The organism is Neorhizobium vignae (assembly GCF_000732195.1).
GTDB lineage: Bacteria > Pseudomonadota > Alphaproteobacteria > Rhizobiales > Rhizobiaceae > Neorhizobium > Neorhizobium vignae.
This window is the reverse complement of sequence record NZ_JNNU01000005.1, coordinates 1-18,207: the sequence shown is the minus strand read 5'-3', so window position 1 is coordinate 18,207 and position 18,207 is coordinate 1. Positions and strand designations below refer to the sequence as shown.

The following is an 18,207-nucleotide window of genomic DNA, read 5'->3' as shown; positions in this document are numbered from 1 at the left end:
GACGCTTGGCCGGAAGGTGGATCCGTTGCTGGAATGGAGTCTGATTTCAACAGGCTAGCCGCGTTTTCGGAATCGCTTCGGCAGGCGGTTGATTCAGTTTCTGAGGTTCAAGGCAGGGCAGAAATAAAAACGGCCGCGTTTTGCGCGGCCGTTTCGTTGGCTCTCATTCGGCTCAGAAGAAGCCGCGGCGCTGCCACCAGCCGGCTTTCTTCGGCTTCGACGTATCGCCTTCGGTCTCGGGCGCTGCCGCGGGATCGGAACTCTTCACCACTGCCTCGACGGAGGAGGAGATGTTCGATGCGCGGTTGGCCCGTGCCGGTTTTGCTTCGCCGCTATCGGCCTGCTCGGCCTCTGCGACGGGAGCTTCTTCGGCAGGAGTAGCTTCCACCGGAGCGGCTTCGGGAGCCTGCGGCTCTTCGCCGAGTGCGGCTTCGACCTGCTCGACGACGGTTTCCACCGGAGCCGGAACAACCACAGCCGCCTCTTCCGCAGCAGGTGCGTCGACTGCCGTCGCCGCCTTGCCACGACGCGAACGGCGCGGCTTGGCTTCTGGCTTGCCGCCAGGTGCTGCTTCCGCCTCGGCGGGAGCCGGAACAGCCTCGACGGCGACCTCATCGGAGGTTTCCGCTACGGCTGCCGCCGGCACTGCTGCGACGTCTTCGCTGGATGCGTCTTCGTCGGCTGCTTCGCCGTCATCCGAAGCGCTCAGCTCCTGACCGTCCTCACCGTTGCGATTGCGACGACCACCGCGCTTGCCGCGGCGGCGGCGCTTGCGGCGGTTTTCTTCCGAGTCCGAATCGGCAGCAACCGTTGCGTCGGATGCTTCGCCGGCTTCGGAAACGTCGTCCTCGCCTTCATCGCCGTCCTCGTCGCCATCCGCCATGTCGTCGTTGCCGCCCTGGGCGGTCTGGGCGTCTCCGCCCTTTTCTCCGCCACGGTTGCGACGACGCCGGCGGCGCTTGCGCTTGCGTCCGTTCGGGTCGTCACCCTGCTGCTGGGCGCGCTCGGCATTGGCAGTGGCCGGCTGCGCCGCCGCTGCGACGGTCTCTTCTTCTTCGTCCTCGTCGGCCTCGATGACGATGTCGTCATCGTCCTCTTCGACGGGGATGGCCGCGAACTGCATCAGGCTTTCGATCTTGACCGGGTTTTCGACCGGCTCGCCACGATCGATCGCGAAATGGCTGGAGCCGATGCTGACATCCGATTCGATGAAGATCGAGACGCCGAAGCGGTTCTCGTAATCGACGATGCTGGCGCGCTTGTGGTTGAGGAGATAGAGCGCGATTTCCGGCGTCGTGCGCACGGTAATGTCGTGCGTGGTGTTCTTGAGCAGGTATTCCTCGACGCCGCGCAGCACATGCAGGGCGACCGACGACTGCGACCGCACGTGACCGGTGCCGCCGCAATGGGTGCAGATCTGCGTCGTCGATTCGAGAACCGAAGCGCGGATGCGCTGGCGCGACATTTCGAGCAGGCCGAAATGCGAGATGCGGCCGACCTGGATGCGGGCCCGGTCGTTCTTCAGGCAATCCTTCAGCTTCTTCTCGACGGCGCGGTTGTTGCGCTTTTCTTCCATGTCGATGAAGTCGATGACGATCAGGCCGGCAAGGTCGCGCAGACGAAGCTGGCGGGCGACTTCTTCCGCCGCTTCCAGATTGGTCTGGAGCGCCGTTTCCTCGATCGAGTGTTCGCGGGTCGAACGGCCGGAGTTGACGTCGATGGCGACGAGCGCTTCCGTCTGGTTCATGATCAGGTAGCCGCCGGACTTCAGCGTCACCTGCGGCTGCAGCATGCGGTCGAGCTGCGCCTCGATGCCGGAACGGGCGAAGATCGGATGCAGGTCGCGATAGGGCTGGACCACCTTGGCATGGCTCGGCATCAGCATCTTCATGAAGTCTTTCGCTTCACGATAGCCTTCTTCGCCGGAGACGATGATCTCGGAAATGTCCTTGTTATAAAGGTCGCGGATAGAGCGCTTGATCAGCGAGCCTTCCTCGTACACGAGGGTAGGGGCGGTCGAGCTCAGTGTCAGCGTGCGGACGTTTTCCCAAAGGCGCATCAGGTATTCGAAGTCGCGCTTGACCTCGACGCGGGTGCGGTTCGCACCGGCCGTGCGCAGGATCACGCCCATGCCCTGCGGCACGTCGAGTTCGCGGGCGATTTCCTTCAGGCGCTTGCGGTCCTGAGGCTGGGTGATCTTGCGGGAAATGCCGCCGCCACGCGCCGTGTTGGGCATCAGCACCGAATAACGGCCGGCAAGCGACAGATAGGTGGTAAGGGCAGCACCCTTGTTGCCGCGCTCTTCCTTGGCGACCTGCACGAGCAGGATCTGGCGGCGCTTGATGACTTCCTGGATACGGTACTGCTTGCGCGGCTTGCGCACGACGCGGTCCGGAACTTCTTCCATGGCGTCTTCGGCGCCGACCGACTCGATGATTTCCTTCTCGCCGTGGTCGTCATCGTCGTCGTCATCGAAATCGTCGTTGCGGCCGCCACGGCGGGCGTCGACGTCTTCCGAGATCGAATCGGTCTCGACCATCGCGGCCATTTCGCCGGGCGTGGAACCGTCGTCGTCATTGTTCTCGGAGGAGGGGACGCCTTCGCCTTCGGATGCGCCGGCTTCGAGAGCGGCGGCTTCTTCTGCCGGCTTCTTGCGGGCGCGGCTGCGGCGCGGCTTGGCTTTCGGCTTTTCAGCCTCTTCGGCGGCGACAGCCTCGACCGGGCTTGCTTCGGCTGCTTCGGCGCCGGCTTCGCTTGCGGGCTCGGCGGCGGGTGCCGGGTTGGAAATGCCGATATCCGGCTGTTCCTGGTGGGCAAGATCCATCACCGGATCAGCGGCTTCCGCCTCGGCGATCTTGCGCTGATCCTCGGCTTCCTGCTGCATCAGCGCCTGACGGTCGGCAAGCGGGATCTGATAATAGTCGGGATGGATTTCGGCAAAGGCGAGGAAGCCGTGACGGTTCCCGCCGTAGTCGACGAAAGCGGCCTGCAGTGAGGGTTCGACCCTCGTCACCTTCGCCAGATAGATATTGCCGCGTATCTGTTTCTTATGCTGCGATTCGAAATCGAACTCCTCGATCCGGTTACCGCGAACGACAACTACGCGCGTCTCCTCTTCGTGAGACGCGTCGATAAGCATTTTGTCTGCCATTGAAATTCTGCTCCTCGGCGCCGCCGGGAGAATGCAGAAAAGCCTGCCACGAGGACAGGCCCGTCATGCAATGCGGTCGTTGCGCCGGATAAAGATGTTCCCGTCAGGCGCGGTTGTGACGGCAGCCGGAAAGATGACGGAGAGCGTTGCTCCCTCGGTCCCTCCAGGTTCTGAAAATTGTGCCGCGACATCAAAAACCAAACGAGAATGACGATACCATAGGCCCGCATGGGCCCGATGAATGTGCTCCGCATGAGCGGTGGGTGGCACGCCACCCGGTATTATTCCGGCCACCGCCGGTTGGATCGTGTATCAGGAAAAAGTGTAGCGACGGCGGATGACTGTCGGTCTTCGGCGCCAGGTCCTGAAGAGGCTGGCCAGCCTATCGGCAGACTATCCCGTCAACACTTTAACCCTCACGGGCGTTGTATGGTTTATCTGTCACAATAGCAAGGGAAAAGCCAAGTTTGCCATATTCTCGATGGAATTAGACCCCTTATGGATGGCAGGGAACGGGCGGATGATTCGCATCTTTTGACGTGCAAATGCCTTCTAGAATGGGCACTTTGATGCGGGTTGCCCGACAGGCGGTGGGGCTTTGAATGCGAGTGGCGTTTTGAGGGCGGATGTGAAGGCAAGCGCAGCGACGGCCTGCGGCGGAAGCCGGCGGCGGTTTTTTGCGCGAATCGCTTGCGCGGTTCTTCTTTTGCTGGCCTTCGCCGCGACCCTTCCCTTGAGTTCCGCCAGCGCTACGCCGCAGCCGCCGCTTCTCGCCTTCAGCGCGCGGGTCGCCGGCGACGAGGCGCGCACCCGGATCGTCATCGAGTTCGAGAAAAAGCCGGAATTCTCCGTCCATTACGTCGCTGCGCCGGAACGGGTGATAGTCGACCTGCCGGCGACCGCCTTCGGTTTCCCCGCCGAGGATCTGTCCGCGCGGGGTCTCTTCAAGGACATCCGCTACGGTACGATGGGTGAGGCGAGCGCCCGCATCGTGCTCACCGCCAAGAGGCCGGTGAAACTGTCGATCGCCGAGGTTCAATCGAACGACAACGGTAGCTACAGGCTGGTCCTGGATGCGGAAATGGCCTCCAAGGAGGTTTTTGCCAATCTGGTGAAGACCCAGAACTGGGCGACCCCTACGGCGGCGGCTCCGGACGCGCTGGCGATGGCCGAGAAGGACAATGTCTTTACGGTTGCGGTCGATGCCGGGCACGGCGGGATCGACGCTGGCGCGACGGGGGCGGGCACCAAGACGCCCGAAAAGACCATCACGCTTGCATTCGCCAAGACGCTTGCGGAGCGATTGAACAAGGTCGAGGGTATCAAGGCCGTCCTGACCCGCGACGACGACACGTTTCTTTCGCTCTCAGAGCGCGTGACGCTCGCCCGCCAGGGCCACGCCGATCTCTTCGTATCCCTGCATGCCGATACGCTCGGTCAGAAGGACATTCGCGGCGCGACCGTCTATACCCTGTCCGACAAGGCCTCCGACCGCATGGCGGAAAACCTGGCCACCCGCGAAAACCTGTCGGACGAGCTTGCGGGCTATACGCTCCAGAGCGGCCCGCCTGAAGTCGCCGATATCCTGCTCGACCTGACCCGCCGCGAGACCCAGGCGTTTTCGATCGCGCTCGCCACCAATGTCGTCCAGTCCTTCGAAGGGCAGATCGGGCTCATCAACAATCCCCACCGTTATGCGGGCTTCCAGGTTCTGCGGGCGCCGGACATTCCCTCCGTGCTCCTCGAGCTTGGCTTCCTGTCCAATGTCGAGGATGAAAAGCTGCTGCTGGATGAGTCGTGGCGGTCGAAGGTGATCGATCGCATGGTCGACGCCATCAAGCGGTATCGTGACCGCGCGATGGCCAACGGCGGCTGATTGCCTGCGCGCCGCGTGGCGCCAGTGCCACAGGCATCGGGGAATATCGCGTGAGGGCAGGCGGGCACCGGAAATCCGATCTAAGAGCCCTATTTTACTCACATTCAGGCGGTTATTCGATAATCTCCCAGATGTAATGGATGGCGGACGAGCGATCCGCTTTCGCCTTGCGCTGGTGCAATCACCGTGCAAAACGCCTCTAACCATGCGATGGTGTGTTTCACGCGCCGAATGAAAGCTGAACGGTAGCTCAGATATGGTAAGATTGATTGGTTATCTCTTTGGATTGGCCTGCGTCCTGTTTCTGGTCGTAGCCGCCGGCGTGGGTATCTACCTCACCGGGATGACCAAGGACCTGCCGAACTACGAGGTGCTTGCCTCCTACGAGCCGCCGGTCGCCACCCGCGTTCATGCAGGCAACGGTGCTCTGATGGCGGAATATGCTCGCGAACGACGTCTCTTCCTGCCGATCCAGGCAGTGCCCGATCGCGTCAAGGCAGCCTTCCTCTCGGCGGAAGACAAGAATTTCTACAGCCATCCCGGCATCGACATCACGGGTCTTGGGCGCGCCGTCCTCTCGAACCTCCAGAACCTGGGTTCGGGCCGTCGCCCTGAAGGTGCTTCGACGATCACCCAGCAGGTGGCAAAGAACTTCCTCCTCTCTGCCGACCAGACGATCGATCGCAAGGTCAAGGAAGCGATCCTCTCCTTCCGCATCGAGCAGACCTATTCGAAGGACAAGATCCTCGAACTTTATCTGAACGAGATTTTCTTCGGCCTGAATTCCTACGGCATCGCCGGCGCGGCACTCACCTATTTCGACAAGTCGGTAACCGAACTGACGACGGCCGAGGCCGCCTATCTTGCTGCCCTTCCGAAAGGGCCGGCCAACTATCATCCCTTCCGCCGCGAAAAGGCGGCGCTCGAGCGCCGCAACTGGGTCGTCGACCGCATGGCCGAGAACGGCTACATCACGCAGGCCGATGCCGACGACGCCAAGAAGCAGCCTCTCGGCGTCAAGCAGCGCCGGACCGGCGCACATGTTTTCGCATCGGATTATTTCTCGGAAGAAGTGCGACGCCAGATCATCGAGCGTTACGGCGACAAGGCGCTCTACGAAGGCGGTCTTTCGGTCCGTACCTCGCTCGATCCCGACCTTCAGGTCATCGCCCGCGCCGCCCTGCAGAACGGCCTGATAGAATATGACGAGCGCCGCGGTTTCCACGGGCCGGTCGCCCAGATCGCCACGACCGGTGACTGGGGACCCGAACTCGCCAAGCAGAAGTCGCTTTCCGACGTGCCGGAATGGAAGCTCGCCGTCGTCACCGAGGTTTCGGCAAAGTCCGCCACGATCGGCCTTCAGCCCTCGGCGGATGCGGCCGGCAAGGTCGATGCGGCCCGGGAGATGGGCACGATCAACGGCGACGACATGAAATGGGCCTATCGTGACTCGACCAATGCCCGCAAGCCGGCGAAATCGCCGGACGGCGTGCTGAAGCCGGGCGACGTCGTCTATGTGGAGCCGATCAATCCGCAGGCCAAGACCTACAGGCTGCGCCAGCCGCCGAAGGTGCAGGGCGGTTTGGTCGCCATGGACCCGAACACGGGCCGTGTTGTCGCGATGGCCGGCGGCTTCTCGTATTCGCAATCGGAATTCAACCGCGCCACCCAGGCAATGCGCCAGCCAGGTTCGTCGTTCAAGCCCTTCGTCTACTCGGCAGCGCTCGACAACGGCTATACCCCGGCCTCGGTCATCCTGGACGCCCCGATCGAGATCGTCTCCGGCGGTCAGGTCTGGCGGCCGGAAAACTACGGTGGCGATTCGGGCGGGCCGTCGACACTGCGCACTGGCATTGAAAAGTCCCGCAACCAGATGACCGTGCGCCTGGCGCAGGACATGGGCATGGAACTGGTTGCCGAATATGCCGAGCGTTTTGGCATCTACGACAAGATGCTGCCGGTGCTTGCCATGTCGCTCGGTTCCGGCGAGACGACGGTCATGCGCATGGTCTCGGCCTATGCGGTCATCGCCAACGGCGGCAAGCAGATCAAGCCGACCGTCATCGACCGCATCCAGGACCGCTATGGCAAGACGATCTTCCGCCACGAGGAGCGCGCGTGCGACGGCTGCAACGCCAATGACTGGGCCAACCAGGAAGAGCCGAGCATCGTCGACAACCGCGAGCAGGTTCTCGACCCGATGACGGCCTACCAGATTACGTCGATGATGCAGGGCGTGGTCCAGCGCGGTACGGCAGCCGGCAAGATCCCGGTCAAGGACCGCGACGTCGCCGGCAAGACCGGCACTACGAATGACGAAAAGGACGCCTGGTTCGTCGGCTTCACCCCGAACCTCGTCGCTGGTCTTTATGTCGGCTTCGACACGCCGGCGCCGCTCGGCCGCGCCGGCACCGGCAGCGGCCTTGCCGCGCCTATTTTCGGTGAGTTCCTCGCTCAGGCGGCCAAGCTGACGCCTGCTGCAAAGTTCCATGTGCCGGAAGGCATGCAACTCGTCGCTGTCAACCGCAAGACCGGCATGGCAGCCGGAGAAGGCCAGCCGGACACGATCGTCGAAGCCTTCAAGCCGGGCACCGGCCCGGCCGACGTCTTCCAGGTCATCGGCGACGGCGAATACATGACCCAGGACCAGATCTTCACCAATTCGCCCCAGGCGCAGCAGGCTGTGACCTCGGGCATGCCGGGCCTGTTCTGATCCTGTCGGACGCGAATGGCTTGCGGGCCGGCCCGGGCTTTACATCCGGGCTCGCTGCAACTATGTCCACGGCACCTAAAACCCCAACACAAAGAGCGAAGACAAGCGCCATGCGTGCGGAAATCATCAATGTAGTCGACGAAATCAAGCAGGCCATAAGCCTGCTGAGGAGGCATCTTTGACTGGGATCAGGCGGTAAGACGACTGGACTGGTTGAACAACAAGTCAGAGGATCCGAACCTCTGGAACGATGCCGCCGAGGCTCAGAAACTGATGCGCGAGCGCCAGCAACTCGACGACGGCATCAATGGCGTCAAGGCCATGGAGCAACAGCTCAACGACAATATCGAACTCATCGAACTCGGTGAGGAAGAGGGCGACGAAGCGATCGTCAAGGAAGCCGAAGAGGCGCTGAAGGCGCTGAAGGTGGAGTCCGGTCGACGTCAGGTGGAAGCCATGCTTTCGGGCGAAGCCGACGGCAACGACACCTATGTCGAAGTCCATTCCGGCGCCGGCGGTACGGAAAGCCAGGACTGGGCGAACATGCTTCTGCGCATGTATACCCGCTGGGCCGAACGCCAGCGTTTCAAGGTCGAGCTTCTGGAAGTACATGACGGCGAAGAAGCCGGGATCAAGTCGGCGACCATCCTCGTCAAGGGCCACAATGCCTATGGCTGGCTGAAGACCGAATCGGGTGTCCACCGCCTGGTCCGCATCTCGCCTTATGACAGCAACGCCCGCCGCCACACATCGTTCTCCTCGATCTGGGTTTATCCGGTCATCGACGACTCGATCAACATCGAGATCAACGAGAGTGATTGCCGCATCGACACCTATCGTTCGTCGGGCGCCGGTGGCCAGCACGTCAACACCACCGACTCGGCGGTGCGCATCACCCATATTCCGTCGGGCATCGTGGTGCAGTGCCAGCAGGAACGCTCGCAGCACAAGAACAAGGCCAAGGCCTGGGACATGCTGCGTGCGCGGCTCTACGAAGCGGAGTTGAAGAAGCGCGAGGACGCGGCGAACGCCGAGGCGGCTTCCAAGTCCGATATCGGCTGGGGTCACCAGATCCGCTCCTACGTTCTGCAGCCCTACCAGATGGTCAAGGACCTGCGCACGGGCGTGACCAGCACTGCGCCGGACGACGTGCTGGACGGAGATATCAATCCATTCATGGAAGCTGCGCTGGCGCATCGCATCAGCGGCAAGCCGGATGTGGATGTCGCTGACGTCGATTGACGATCCCTGGAAGAATCACAAACGAAAGCGGCCGGACCTGAAAAGTCCGGCCTCTTTTTCATTGTGTGGGCAGGTCGGTTATTCCGCCGCGACCGCCATGGCCCCTCGGCGGCTGCGCAGCACGACAAGCGACAGCAGGAAGACGACCACCGCGCACAGCGCGATGACCGTGACCATCGGCAGCGAAGTTCCGTCGACGAACATGCCGCCGAGGCCGATCACGACCGCCGATGTGACGAACTGGATCGTCCCCATCATGGCCGACGCCGTGCCGGCGATCCGGCCGTGATGTTCGAGCGCCAGCACCGCCGCCGTCGGAATGATCATGCCGAGGAAGCCGTAGCCGGCGAACAGGAAGGCGGCCATCACATCGAGACGGTCGATGCCGAGCGAGGTGACGAGTGCCAGCATCACCATCATCGCCGAATATCCGAACACCGCGCCGCGGATCACTTTCCGCAGCCCGATCTTGCGGGAGAGCCAGCCGTTCAGCTGGGACATGCCGATGAAGGCGACCGCATTGCACGAGAAGACGACGCTGTAGAAAGTCGGCGACAGGCCGTAATGCTCGATCAGTACGAAGGATGAATTCGCCACATAGATCATGTAGCTCGACATGCCGAAGGAGGCGATCAGCACCAGCCCGAGATAATAGGGATCCCGGAGCAGCGTGCCATAGGACCTGAGCGCGCCGGCGAGGCTGCTTTCACTGCGCGCGGCGGGCAGGCGGGTTTCTTCAAGGAAAAAGACCGCGACGACGGCCCCGACGGCACCCGCGCCGACCATCACCCAGAAGATCAGCCGCCAGTCGCCGAACACCGTGACGATGCTGCCGGCCAGCGGGGCGAGGATCGGCGAGACGCTGAACACCAGCATCAGCCGGGACATCAATTGCGCTGCGGCCGGACCGGTATGCAGGTCGCGGACGATGGCGCGGGAGATGACGACGCCGGCGCAGGCACCCATGCCCTGCAGGAACCGGAAGGCGATCAGCCACTCGATCGACGGCGACAGGGCGCAGCCGACCGCCCCGATCGCATAAAGGGCGAGACCGACATAAAGCGGCTTCTTGCGGCCGAACATATCGGAGAGCGGGCCATACGCGATCTGCGAAACTGCCATGGCGGCGAAGAAAGAGATCAGGCTCGCCTGCACCGCATGGCTGTCGGCGTTGAGATCTGCACGGATGGTCGGCAGTGCCGGAAGGTACATGTCGAGGGCGAAAAGCCCGATAGCGGAGAGCAGCCCGAGCGACAGGGCATGCGATGGAGCTCTGCTTTGCATTTGGAAAAAACCTTTCCCGTCACCACATCTGCCGTGGTAACGGCAGGGCGAAGACGAATATGGGAGATGAATATGAGAGTCGGCCAGGTACGGGAGGAAGGGCCTGAACAATCATGTAAATTATTTTGGACACAATTGTCCAATCCGTCAAGCCCCGGTATAGTGATGTCATGAAAAATTCGTCTGCCGAACTTCCGCGCGATTACGACACCTGGCCGCCGGCGCAGAACAAGCGCCAGGCGATCCTCAATGCTGCAGCCGATGTTTTTGCCCAGGAAGGCTTCGGCGGCGCCAGCATCGATGCGATCGCGGCAAGGGCAGGGGTGTCGCGCCAGACCATCTACAATCAGCTGGGCGACAAGGATAATCTCTTCAAGGTCGTGGTCGCGGAAATCACCGACCGCTCCAGCGCCGGCTTCTTTCGGGTACTCGATACGTTCCCCGTGGCCCCGCTGGATATCGAGACGGAGCTGACGCAGTTTTCGGCCCAGCTCCTGCGCAAGGCGATCTGCGACCCGAACGGCCGCTGGCTGCGCAAGGTGGTCGAGACAGAAGGCGCCCGATTCCCCGAGCTTTTCGAAACATGGAAGGAATACGGGCCGGGCAAGAAATATCCGGCCATCGCCGCCCGCCTGGCGCAGCTTGCCCATGGCGGTTATCTCGAGATCGACGATCCGGCCCTTGCCGCCCGCCAGTATATGGCGCTTCTGGCAGCCGATCTTCGCTACGATCAGCAGATCGGCCGCCAGACGCCCGAATCGGAAATCGACCAGATGGCGGCGAACGCCACCCGCACCTTTCTGCGAGCCTTTTCCCCGAAGCGCTGAACCTCACGCAGAGGCAATAGGTTTCGTCTGCGTAAGCTGACGCTGAGTCAGTTGTTGAACTGCTCCGCGAGAATCCGGTCCGACCAGGAATGATTCGGATCGGAGAGGATGCGCGCGGTGATCTCGGTCGATTGCGCCACCCGCACCTTCAGCACCGACTTCACCTCGGTATTGTCGGCAACGGCGTTGACTGGCCGCTTCTCCGGCTCGAGGATGTGAATGTCGACGCAGACATGGTTCGGCAGCAATGCGCCGCGCCAGCGCCGCGGCCGAAACGCCGAGACCGGCGTCATGGCGAGGAGCGGGGCTTCCAGCGGCAGGATCGGCCCATGCGCCGACAGATTGTAGGCGGTGGAGCCTGCGGGCGTGGCGATCATCAGGCCGTCACAGATCAGCTCCTCCAGCCGCACATGGCCGTCGATTTCCACTCGCAGCTTGGCCGCCTGGTATGATTGCCGGAAAAGATAGACCTCGTTGATGGCGAGGGCCACCGATGTCGAGCCGTCCTCGTTTTCCGTCGTCATCTTCAGCGGGTGGAATTCGTTTTCCACCGATTCGGCCACCCGCTCATGGAGTCGCTCGGCGCGAAAATCGTTCATCAGGAAGCCGACCGAACCGCAGTTCATCCCATAGACGCTTTTGCCCGTATTGATCGTGTCGTGCAGCGTCTGCAGCATGAAACCGTCGCCACCGAGCGCGACGATCACGTCGGCTTCTGCGGTCGGCACATTCCCGTAGAGCCGTACGAGTTCCTCCAGCGCGGATTGTGCTTCCGGGGCGGTCGAGGCGATGATGGAGAGCTTGTTCGTCTGGGACGACATGAACGGGCCTTTAAGGGTGCCGCCGCCCGATGGGCCGCGCAAGGGACGCTGTAACCAGGTGAGCTAACACGATCCTGTGACAGGACCATGCCGGCGGGACGGCATTAAGTACAGGAAAAACAGGCTTTTGGACAAGCGCCTTGCGCCATCGCCGGCGAGTGAAACAACGCGGCTCGAATGCACGCTATCTCATGTTGCGGCGATTTTCTCTTTACAGGAGGGGAAAATCTGGTAACTCCGCACTCGAAAGTGCCCTTGTAGCTCAGTTGGTAGAGCACCTGATTTGTAATCAGGGGGTCCCGGGTTCGAACCCTGGCGGGGGCACCACTCCTTTCCTGGCATCGGTGTCGATTTCTTTCTCATCAGGTCGTCGTGGCGTCTGCGGCGGACCTGGCCTATGCCTTCGGTATCGCCGGCTTTTGCCCGCCATCGTCCGCAAGCCTGAGAGGTCTGCGCAGAAACTCGGAAACCTTCTGCGGTCGGCGGGGTTAGACGGCCGTAGGGCATGTCTGGAAAGTCCCACGAGAGGAAACCCAATGTTTGTAAAGATACTCACCGTCGGCGCACTGTCGCTCGGTCTCGCCACTGCCGCGGTCGCTCAGTCGGGTTCGGGAACCGGATCAGCATCCGGCGGCGCTTCTGGCTCAGGTTCTGCGGGAACCAGCGGATCCGTTTCAGGTTCGGGCGCCAGCGGCTCCGGTTCCGGCACGCTCAACGGCAATGCCACGGCTCCGCTGAGTGGCGCCGGGGCAGGCGCGCTTGATTCCAATACGACCGGTAGCACGACCGGCAATTCCGGCGGTTCCAAATGCCCGCCCGGCAATCTGCCGCAGGGTTCGGGCTCGGCGACGCCCAATGCGGACGGAACTCTCGCGCCCGGGCAGGCACAGAACTGCTGATCGAGAACCATGTGCCGCAAGCGGAAGGCCTGCCTTCGCTTGCCGCATCCCGCCTCAGTTTCTGAAAACCGTGCAGGGCACCGCGTGTGCCCTGATCTTCGCACATAGGTCGGTCGCCTCGGCTCTTGTGGCGCGGCCGATCCGCGCCGCATAGCGCGGGCGATGGCCGAAATTGCCCCGTTTCTGCCGCACGACGAGCGCCCGTTCCGCGTTGAGCGGCGCCGGCAGCCGGCCGATCGTGTTGGCAAACAGCTGGCTGGCGATATTCGGATTGTAGTGCGCGGAAAGCTGCACGCCCCATGGCGCCCAATCCGCCGATGCGATCAGAACGGTCTCGTTGAGACGCCTCGTGGCGGCGAGCTGTATGCATCCGTCGATGAAGTTTTTTTGCGGGGCGAGGGCCTGAGCCGCCGTCTTCGGCGGATTGTCTTTCCATGTCTCCGCCGAGTGACCGGTAATCGCAAACACGTAGTCGCGCGTCTCGATCGGCAGCCGGCCGGCCTTCAGGAATGTTTCCAGCCCGGCTTCGCCGGCATTATAGGCCGCGGCGGCAAGGCCGAGATTGCCGAAACGGTCGCGCAGATCCCTGAGATAGAGCGAGGATGCGGCAAGGGCTTCTATGACATCGAAGCTGTTTTGCAGACCGCGGATCTTCGCGGTCGCCGGCATGAACTGGGCGATACCTTCAGCACCTTTCGGGCTCACCGCGTTCGGCCGAAACAGGCTCTCCCGCCAGATCAGGCGCGCGAAGAATTCCGGCGGCAGCCCGTTCATGACCGCCAGCTGCTCCATGACGTGGCAGAGATCCGCGTTGTAGGCGTTGGGACGAATGCACAATCGCCCAATCTCGTCCGACGCTGCACGCTCGTACCGGCATTCGGGGACGGCCGTCTCTTGCGCAGCACGGATGCTTCCGCCAAACGGCGCGGCGGCCAAAGACAAGCCCAGAACTGCTTGGCCCAAACCTGTTTGCATGAGACGGTGAAACATCATCGACATGCAATATGCCCAATCACGTCGCGGCTTGAAAGCCTTTGGCGACTGGAACATGCGATCGGAACGCCTATCGCCCGGATTGTTCAAGAAGAGATTGGCAGGACCGGTCCAGCGCGGCGAAATCCGCTTCCGCCATCGATTGCGTCTTTTCCAGCATCTGCTGCGTCAGTCTCTCGAAAAGCGCTGTCGCTTCGTTTCGCGGATAGTGATTGTCCTGCAGGATCACCAGCGCCGCATGCATATGCTCTTCGTCGCGGGAAACAGTGCCTTCGGCCGTGTCGCTCTTGCCGAACTCCTTGGCCATGATCTGGCGCATCGAATAGAAGGCCGAACACGATATGTGTTGTTCGGCAGAGCGTAGCGCCTGGGTCTGTGTCTGGGCCAGCGCCGACGGCGATGCTGTCAGCACCGCGGTCATGGCCCAGGCTATTTTCCCTTGCGTGGTCATGCGACACAATCCTTGGGCTGAGCCCGAGGATCCCGCCGGCCCGCCGTCCTGCGGACTATTCTAGCGCAGTTTTCCGACGCCGGAATAGGCAAAGCCGTGCGCCTCGACTTCAGGCGCTCGATAGACATTGCGCAGATCGACGAGGACAGGGCTCTTCATGACGGACTTCAGGCGTTCGAGATCGAGCGCGCGAAATTCGTTCCACTCGGTCACCAGAACCGCGACATCCGCGCCTTCGGCGGCCTGGTAGGGACCGCTGGCGAACTCGATATCCATCATCTGCCTGGCGTTTTCCATGCCTTCCGGATCGTAGCCGGACACGATCGCGCCGGCATCCTGCAGAGTCTGGACGACGGCGATGGCCGGGCTGTCGCGCATGTCGTCGGTGTTCGGCTTGAAGGTCAACCCGAACACGGCGACCTTCTTGCCCCGCACGTCGCCGCCGGCCGCCGCGATCACCTTGCGGCCCATTGCACGCTTGCGGGTATCGTTGACGGCGATGGTGGTTTCGATCAGGCGGACAGGGCTGTCATAGTCCTGGGCGGTCTTGGCGAGCGCCAGCGTGTCCTTCGGGAAGCAGGAGCCGCCATAGCCGGGACCTGCATGCAGGAACTTCGAGCCGATACGACCGTCGAGGCCGATGCCGCGCGAAACGTCCTGGACGTCGGCGCCGACACGCTCGCAGAGGTCTGCCATCTCGTTGATGAAGGTGATCTTCATGGCGAGGAAGCCGTTGGCGGCGTATTTGATCAGCTCGGACGTGCGGCGGCTGGTGAAGAGGAGCGGCGACTGGTTGAGGTAGAGTGGCCGGTAGACTTCCGTCATCACGCTGCGGGCACGCTCGTCGGACAGGCCGACGACGATGCGGTCCGGGCGCTTGAAGTCCTCGATTGCAGCACCTTCGCGAAGAAACTCCGGGTTGGAGACGACGGCGAAATCCGCATCCGGATTGGTTTCGCGGATGATCCGCTCCACCTCGTCGCCGGTGCCGACCGGGACGGTCGACTTGGTGACGATGACGGTGAAGCCCGTCAGCGCTTCGGCGATTTCGCGTGCTGCGGCATAGACGTAACCGAGATCGGCATGGCCGTCGCCGCGGCGCGACGGGGTGCCGACGGCGATGAAGACGACATCCGCGTCGGCCACCGCGGGGCCAAGCTCCGTGGTGAAGGAAAGGCGACGGGATTTGACGTTCGATTCGACCAGCGCCTCGAGGCCCGGCTCGAAGATCGGGATGACGCCTTGTCTAAGCGCCTCGATCTTTTCGGCGGCCTTGTCGACGCAGATCACGTCATGTCCGAAATCCGCAAAGCAGGCTCCCGACACGAGGCCGACATAACCCGATCCAACCATCACAATACGCATCAATAATCCTCATCTTTGCTCGGCAATCTCACGCGCAGCGGCTTCCTAGGCGCATCCGAAAGGGAATGCAACGCGTCGGATTGGCTCTGTCGCCAATGTCACCGAATGATGACAGGAGGACGACGGCGCTCAAGCGTTTGCGGGCCGCGATCCCCAGGCGATGAAATCGGGGTTGGCGAAATCCAGCATGCCAGGTCGACCGGTCTTGCCGTAGGTGAGCGGCTTGCCGTCGGTCGTCACCGTGCTGCCGCCGGCGGCACGAAGCACGGCGTCGCCGGCTGCGGTGTCCCATTCCATGGTTCGACCGAAGCGGGGATAGAGATCGGCGGCGCCCTCCGCCAGCAGACAGAATTTCAGCGAGGAGCCGATGCTGCGGATATCGGCGGCGCCGGATTTCTCGAGAAAGGCCTCGGTCTCTGCGGAATTGTGAGAGCGGCTCGCGACGCAGATCGGCCGGCTCCCGACCGGCCTTGCGACGATCGGCTCCCGGCTCGTCACCGCGAAGTCGTCATCGACGACGAGTTTTTCCGCCCGACCACCGCCGCCGAGATAGGCGACCTTGAGGGCAGGGGCATATACGGCGCCGAGGATCGGCGCACCGTTCTCGATGAGAGCGATGTTGACCGTGAAATCCTCGCGGTTGTTTATGAATTCCTTGGTGCCGTCCAGGGGATCGACCAGGATGAAGGCGCGCCCTTCGATCGACGGGATGCGTCCCATTGCGACCGATTCTTCAGCGATAACGGGAATGTCTGGAAAGGCTCGGGCGAGTTCGGCGAGGATGATCTCCTCAGCCCGCTCGTCCGCCTCCGTGACCGGGGACCGATCGGCCTTGTAGCTGGTGCTCGGCCCGGCCCTGTAGATGTCCAGGATGGCCTTGCCCGCGAGCAGCGCGGCTTTTTCGAATGTGGCGAGCATGAATTCCATGGCGGCTGGTCACGTCGGTTGCTTGGGACTTCCCATGACACGTTTGCCCCGCGCATGGGAGTCTAAAACGGCTCGGCTCAACCGGCCTTGGCGAGATGCTGCTGTGTCGCGTAGAGCGCGATCGCTGCGGCGTTCGAGACGTTGAGCGATTTGATGGCGCCCGGCATGTCGAGGCGGGCAAGCGCGTTGACCGTCTCGCGGGTCTTCTGCCGCAGACCCTTGCCCTCAGAGCCGAGCACCAGTGCGATCCGGCCGCCGGCAAATGTGCCTTCGAGCGGGGCGGGGCCTTCCGAATCGAGCCCGATCGTCTGGAAGCCGAGCCGGTGCAATTCCTCGATCGCGTCGGCGAGGTTGGTGATCTGTATATAAGGTATGAGTTCCAGCGCCCCGGAGGCCGATTTGGCCAGCACGCCGGATTCGGTTGGGCTATGTCTCTGGGTGGTGATGATGGCGCCGGCGCCGAAAGCGACGGCCGAGCGCATGATCGCGCCGACATTGTGGGGGTCGGTCACCTGGTCGAGAACCAGCAGCAGCGGACTTTCTTTCAAGCCTTCCAGCCGGCGGACGGGCAGGGGCCGTGTTTCCAGCATCACGCCCTGATGGATGGCCTCGGGGCCAAGCACCTTGTCGATATCCTGGGGCGAGACGAACTCGACCGGAAAGGACAGCGTCTCCGGTTCGCCGATATCGAGCCTTGCAAAGGCGTTCTGCGTTACCGACAGTTTGATGAGCTTGCGCTCTGGATTGTCGAGAGCTGCCCGCACCGTGTGTAGGCCATAAAGGAAGACCTGTTCCGCCTGAAGCTGCGGCGGCTTCCAGTCCTTGTTGGATTTCGGCCGCTTCACCGGCGGCGTCGGAATTTCCCCGCGTTCGCGTCTGGCGTCGCGCACGGCGCGCCGAAGCGTTGCGTAATGGGTGTCGCGGGTGGATTTGTCTTGTTTGTCGTCCTTGCTCATCAGGCCTTATAGCCATCCTCGTTCTCCGGGCAAAGCCCTCGACGCCGAGGAGGATCGAAAGAGCGACTGATTTATTTTCGTCATTTTTGCTTCTTCCTCGTGTTGACAGACGAGAACGAGGCGGTCATATACGCGGCGCAGATCGAGGGGCGGCAAGCTTCAAGGTCTGACGAACTTGGTCTCACGATCCGGACGAAAAACTGGAGAGATGCCCGAGTGGTTAAAGGGGACGGACTGTAAATCCGTTGGCTCAGCCTACGTTGGTTCAAATCCAACTCTCTCCACCATTCGTCTCTGATCGGACACCACACCGCGGGTATAGCTCAATGGTAGAGCAGCAGCCTTCCAAGCTGAATACGCGGGTTCGATTCCCGCTACCCGCTCCACAATCTCCGTGATTATAAAGACGGCCTGCCATCGGCGCAGCGCTTTCCTGCATCCCTTCCGAAGCGGGTCGGGTGATCGCGCGGCTTGATGAAGCCCGGAGTTGGAGCCGGTCTGGAACTTGAACCGAGCGCGTGCCGAAGCGGCCGTCCCCGGGCATTTTCAAGCCGATTTCGCCTGCTCCCCTTGTCCGGGCGCGCGTCGTAATTATGTCTTGCGCATTCTAGTGGAAAGCCTTAAACGGCGACACCAAACCCGGTCGCCGGGTCCACCCTTATGTTCACAGGAAGCATTCAATGGCAAAGAGCAAGTTTGAGC

Annotated in this window: 13 protein-coding genes and 3 tRNA genes; 8 read left to right on the top strand and 8 right to left on the bottom strand. The window is 62.2% G+C overall.

Annotated elements, in window-relative coordinates; all coding sequences use genetic code 11:
• Nucleotides 1-172: 172 nt before the first annotated feature.
• Nucleotides 173-3,151 (bottom strand): Rne/Rng family ribonuclease, encoded by a 2,979-nt coding sequence (locus tag GQ59_RS09185; protein ID WP_037080395.1) that lies wholly within the window; start codon nt 3,149-3,151, stop codon nt 173-175.
• A 628-nt stretch (nt 3,152-3,779) separates the two neighbouring features.
• Between GQ59_RS09185 and GQ59_RS09175 the strand changes: the two genes are divergently transcribed.
• The 3 genes from GQ59_RS09175 to prfB all read left to right on the top strand — a co-directional run bounded on the left by GQ59_RS09175 (nt 3,780) and on the right by prfB (nt 8,982).
• Complete coding sequence (locus GQ59_RS09175) at nt 3,780-5,027, top strand: N-acetylmuramoyl-L-alanine amidase (RefSeq protein ID WP_037080391.1); 1,248 nt, start codon at nt 3,780-3,782, stop codon at nt 5,025-5,027.
• 256 nt (nt 5,028-5,283) lie between these two features.
• Nucleotides 5,284-7,740: a penicillin-binding protein 1A gene (locus GQ59_RS09170; RefSeq protein WP_037080389.1), complete on the top strand. Its 2,457-nt coding sequence runs from the start codon at nt 5,284-5,286 to the stop codon at nt 7,738-7,740.
• A 110-nt stretch (nt 7,741-7,850) separates the two neighbouring features.
• Nucleotides 7,851-8,982, top strand: a protein-coding gene (gene prfB, locus GQ59_RS09165; RefSeq protein ID WP_152564284.1) for a peptide chain release factor 2 whose coding sequence is annotated in 2 segments (ribosomal slippage) — nt 7,851-7,919 and nt 7,921-8,982 — 1,131 coding nt in all. Because the reading frame shifts where the segments join, the coding sequence is not laid out codon by codon here.
• A 78-nt stretch (nt 8,983-9,060) separates the two neighbouring features.
• On the opposite strand, the gene GQ59_RS09160 is transcribed toward prfB, so the two are convergent.
• Nucleotides 9,061-10,266 carry a multidrug effflux MFS transporter gene (locus GQ59_RS09160; RefSeq protein WP_037080384.1) on the bottom strand — a complete coding sequence of 402 codons (1,206 nt, stop codon included), beginning with the start codon at nt 10,264-10,266 and terminating at the stop codon, nt 9,061-9,063.
• Between the two features lie 170 nt (nt 10,267-10,436).
• Between GQ59_RS09160 and GQ59_RS09155 the strand changes: the two genes are divergently transcribed.
• Nucleotides 10,437-11,093 carry a TetR/AcrR family transcriptional regulator gene (locus tag GQ59_RS09155; protein WP_037080382.1) on the top strand — a complete coding sequence of 219 codons (657 nt, stop codon included), beginning with the start codon at nt 10,437-10,439 and terminating at the stop codon, nt 11,091-11,093.
• A gap of 47 nt (nt 11,094-11,140) precedes the next feature.
• Here GQ59_RS09155 and GQ59_RS09150 read toward each other — a convergent pair whose 3' ends face one another.
• On the bottom strand, nt 11,141-11,914 hold the full coding sequence (locus tag GQ59_RS09150; protein ID WP_037080380.1) for an NAD kinase: 774 nt from the start codon (nt 11,912-11,914) through the stop codon (nt 11,141-11,143).
• Between the two features lie 251 nt (nt 11,915-12,165).
• Here GQ59_RS09150 and GQ59_RS09145 point away from each other — a divergent pair.
• Nucleotides 12,166-12,241, top strand: a tRNA-Thr gene (locus GQ59_RS09145).
• Between the two features lie 209 nt (nt 12,242-12,450).
• Complete coding sequence (locus GQ59_RS09140; protein ID WP_037080379.1) at nt 12,451-12,813, top strand: hypothetical protein; 363 nt, start codon at nt 12,451-12,453, stop codon at nt 12,811-12,813.
• A 54-nt stretch (nt 12,814-12,867) separates the two neighbouring features.
• Here the strand turns inward: GQ59_RS09140 and GQ59_RS09135 are convergent, their stop codons facing one another.
• The 5 genes from GQ59_RS09135 to rlmB all read right to left on the bottom strand — a co-directional run bounded on the left by GQ59_RS09135 (nt 12,868) and on the right by rlmB (nt 17,505).
• Complete coding sequence (locus GQ59_RS09135; RefSeq protein ID WP_432762576.1) at nt 12,868-13,803, bottom strand: transglycosylase SLT domain-containing protein; 936 nt, start codon at nt 13,801-13,803, stop codon at nt 12,868-12,870.
• 73 nt (nt 13,804-13,876) lie between these two features.
• Nucleotides 13,877-14,257 (bottom strand): hypothetical protein, encoded by a 381-nt coding sequence (locus tag GQ59_RS09130; protein ID WP_152564283.1) that lies wholly within the window; start codon nt 14,255-14,257, stop codon nt 13,877-13,879.
• 60 nt (nt 14,258-14,317) lie between these two features.
• Nucleotides 14,318-15,622 (bottom strand): UDP-glucose dehydrogenase family protein, encoded by a 1,305-nt coding sequence (locus tag GQ59_RS09125; protein ID WP_037080375.1) that lies wholly within the window; start codon nt 15,620-15,622, stop codon nt 14,318-14,320.
• A 129-nt stretch (nt 15,623-15,751) separates the two neighbouring features.
• On the bottom strand, nt 15,752-16,540 hold the full coding sequence (gene cysQ / locus GQ59_RS09120) for a 3'(2'),5'-bisphosphate nucleotidase CysQ (protein ID WP_037081088.1): 789 nt from the start codon (nt 16,538-16,540) through the stop codon (nt 15,752-15,754).
• A gap of 86 nt (nt 16,541-16,626) precedes the next feature.
• Nucleotides 16,627-17,505: a 23S rRNA (guanosine(2251)-2'-O)-methyltransferase RlmB gene (gene rlmB / locus GQ59_RS09115; protein ID WP_037080373.1), complete on the bottom strand. Its 879-nt coding sequence runs from the start codon at nt 17,503-17,505 to the stop codon at nt 16,627-16,629.
• A 202-nt stretch (nt 17,506-17,707) separates the two neighbouring features.
• Between rlmB and GQ59_RS09110 the strand changes: the two genes are divergently transcribed.
• Nucleotides 17,708-17,792 (top strand) — tRNA-Tyr (locus GQ59_RS09110).
• Nucleotides 17,793-17,817: 25 nt separating this feature from the next.
• Nucleotides 17,818-17,891: transfer RNA gene (locus GQ59_RS09105), tRNA-Gly, on the top strand.
• Nucleotides 17,892-18,207 lie beyond the last annotated feature (316 nt).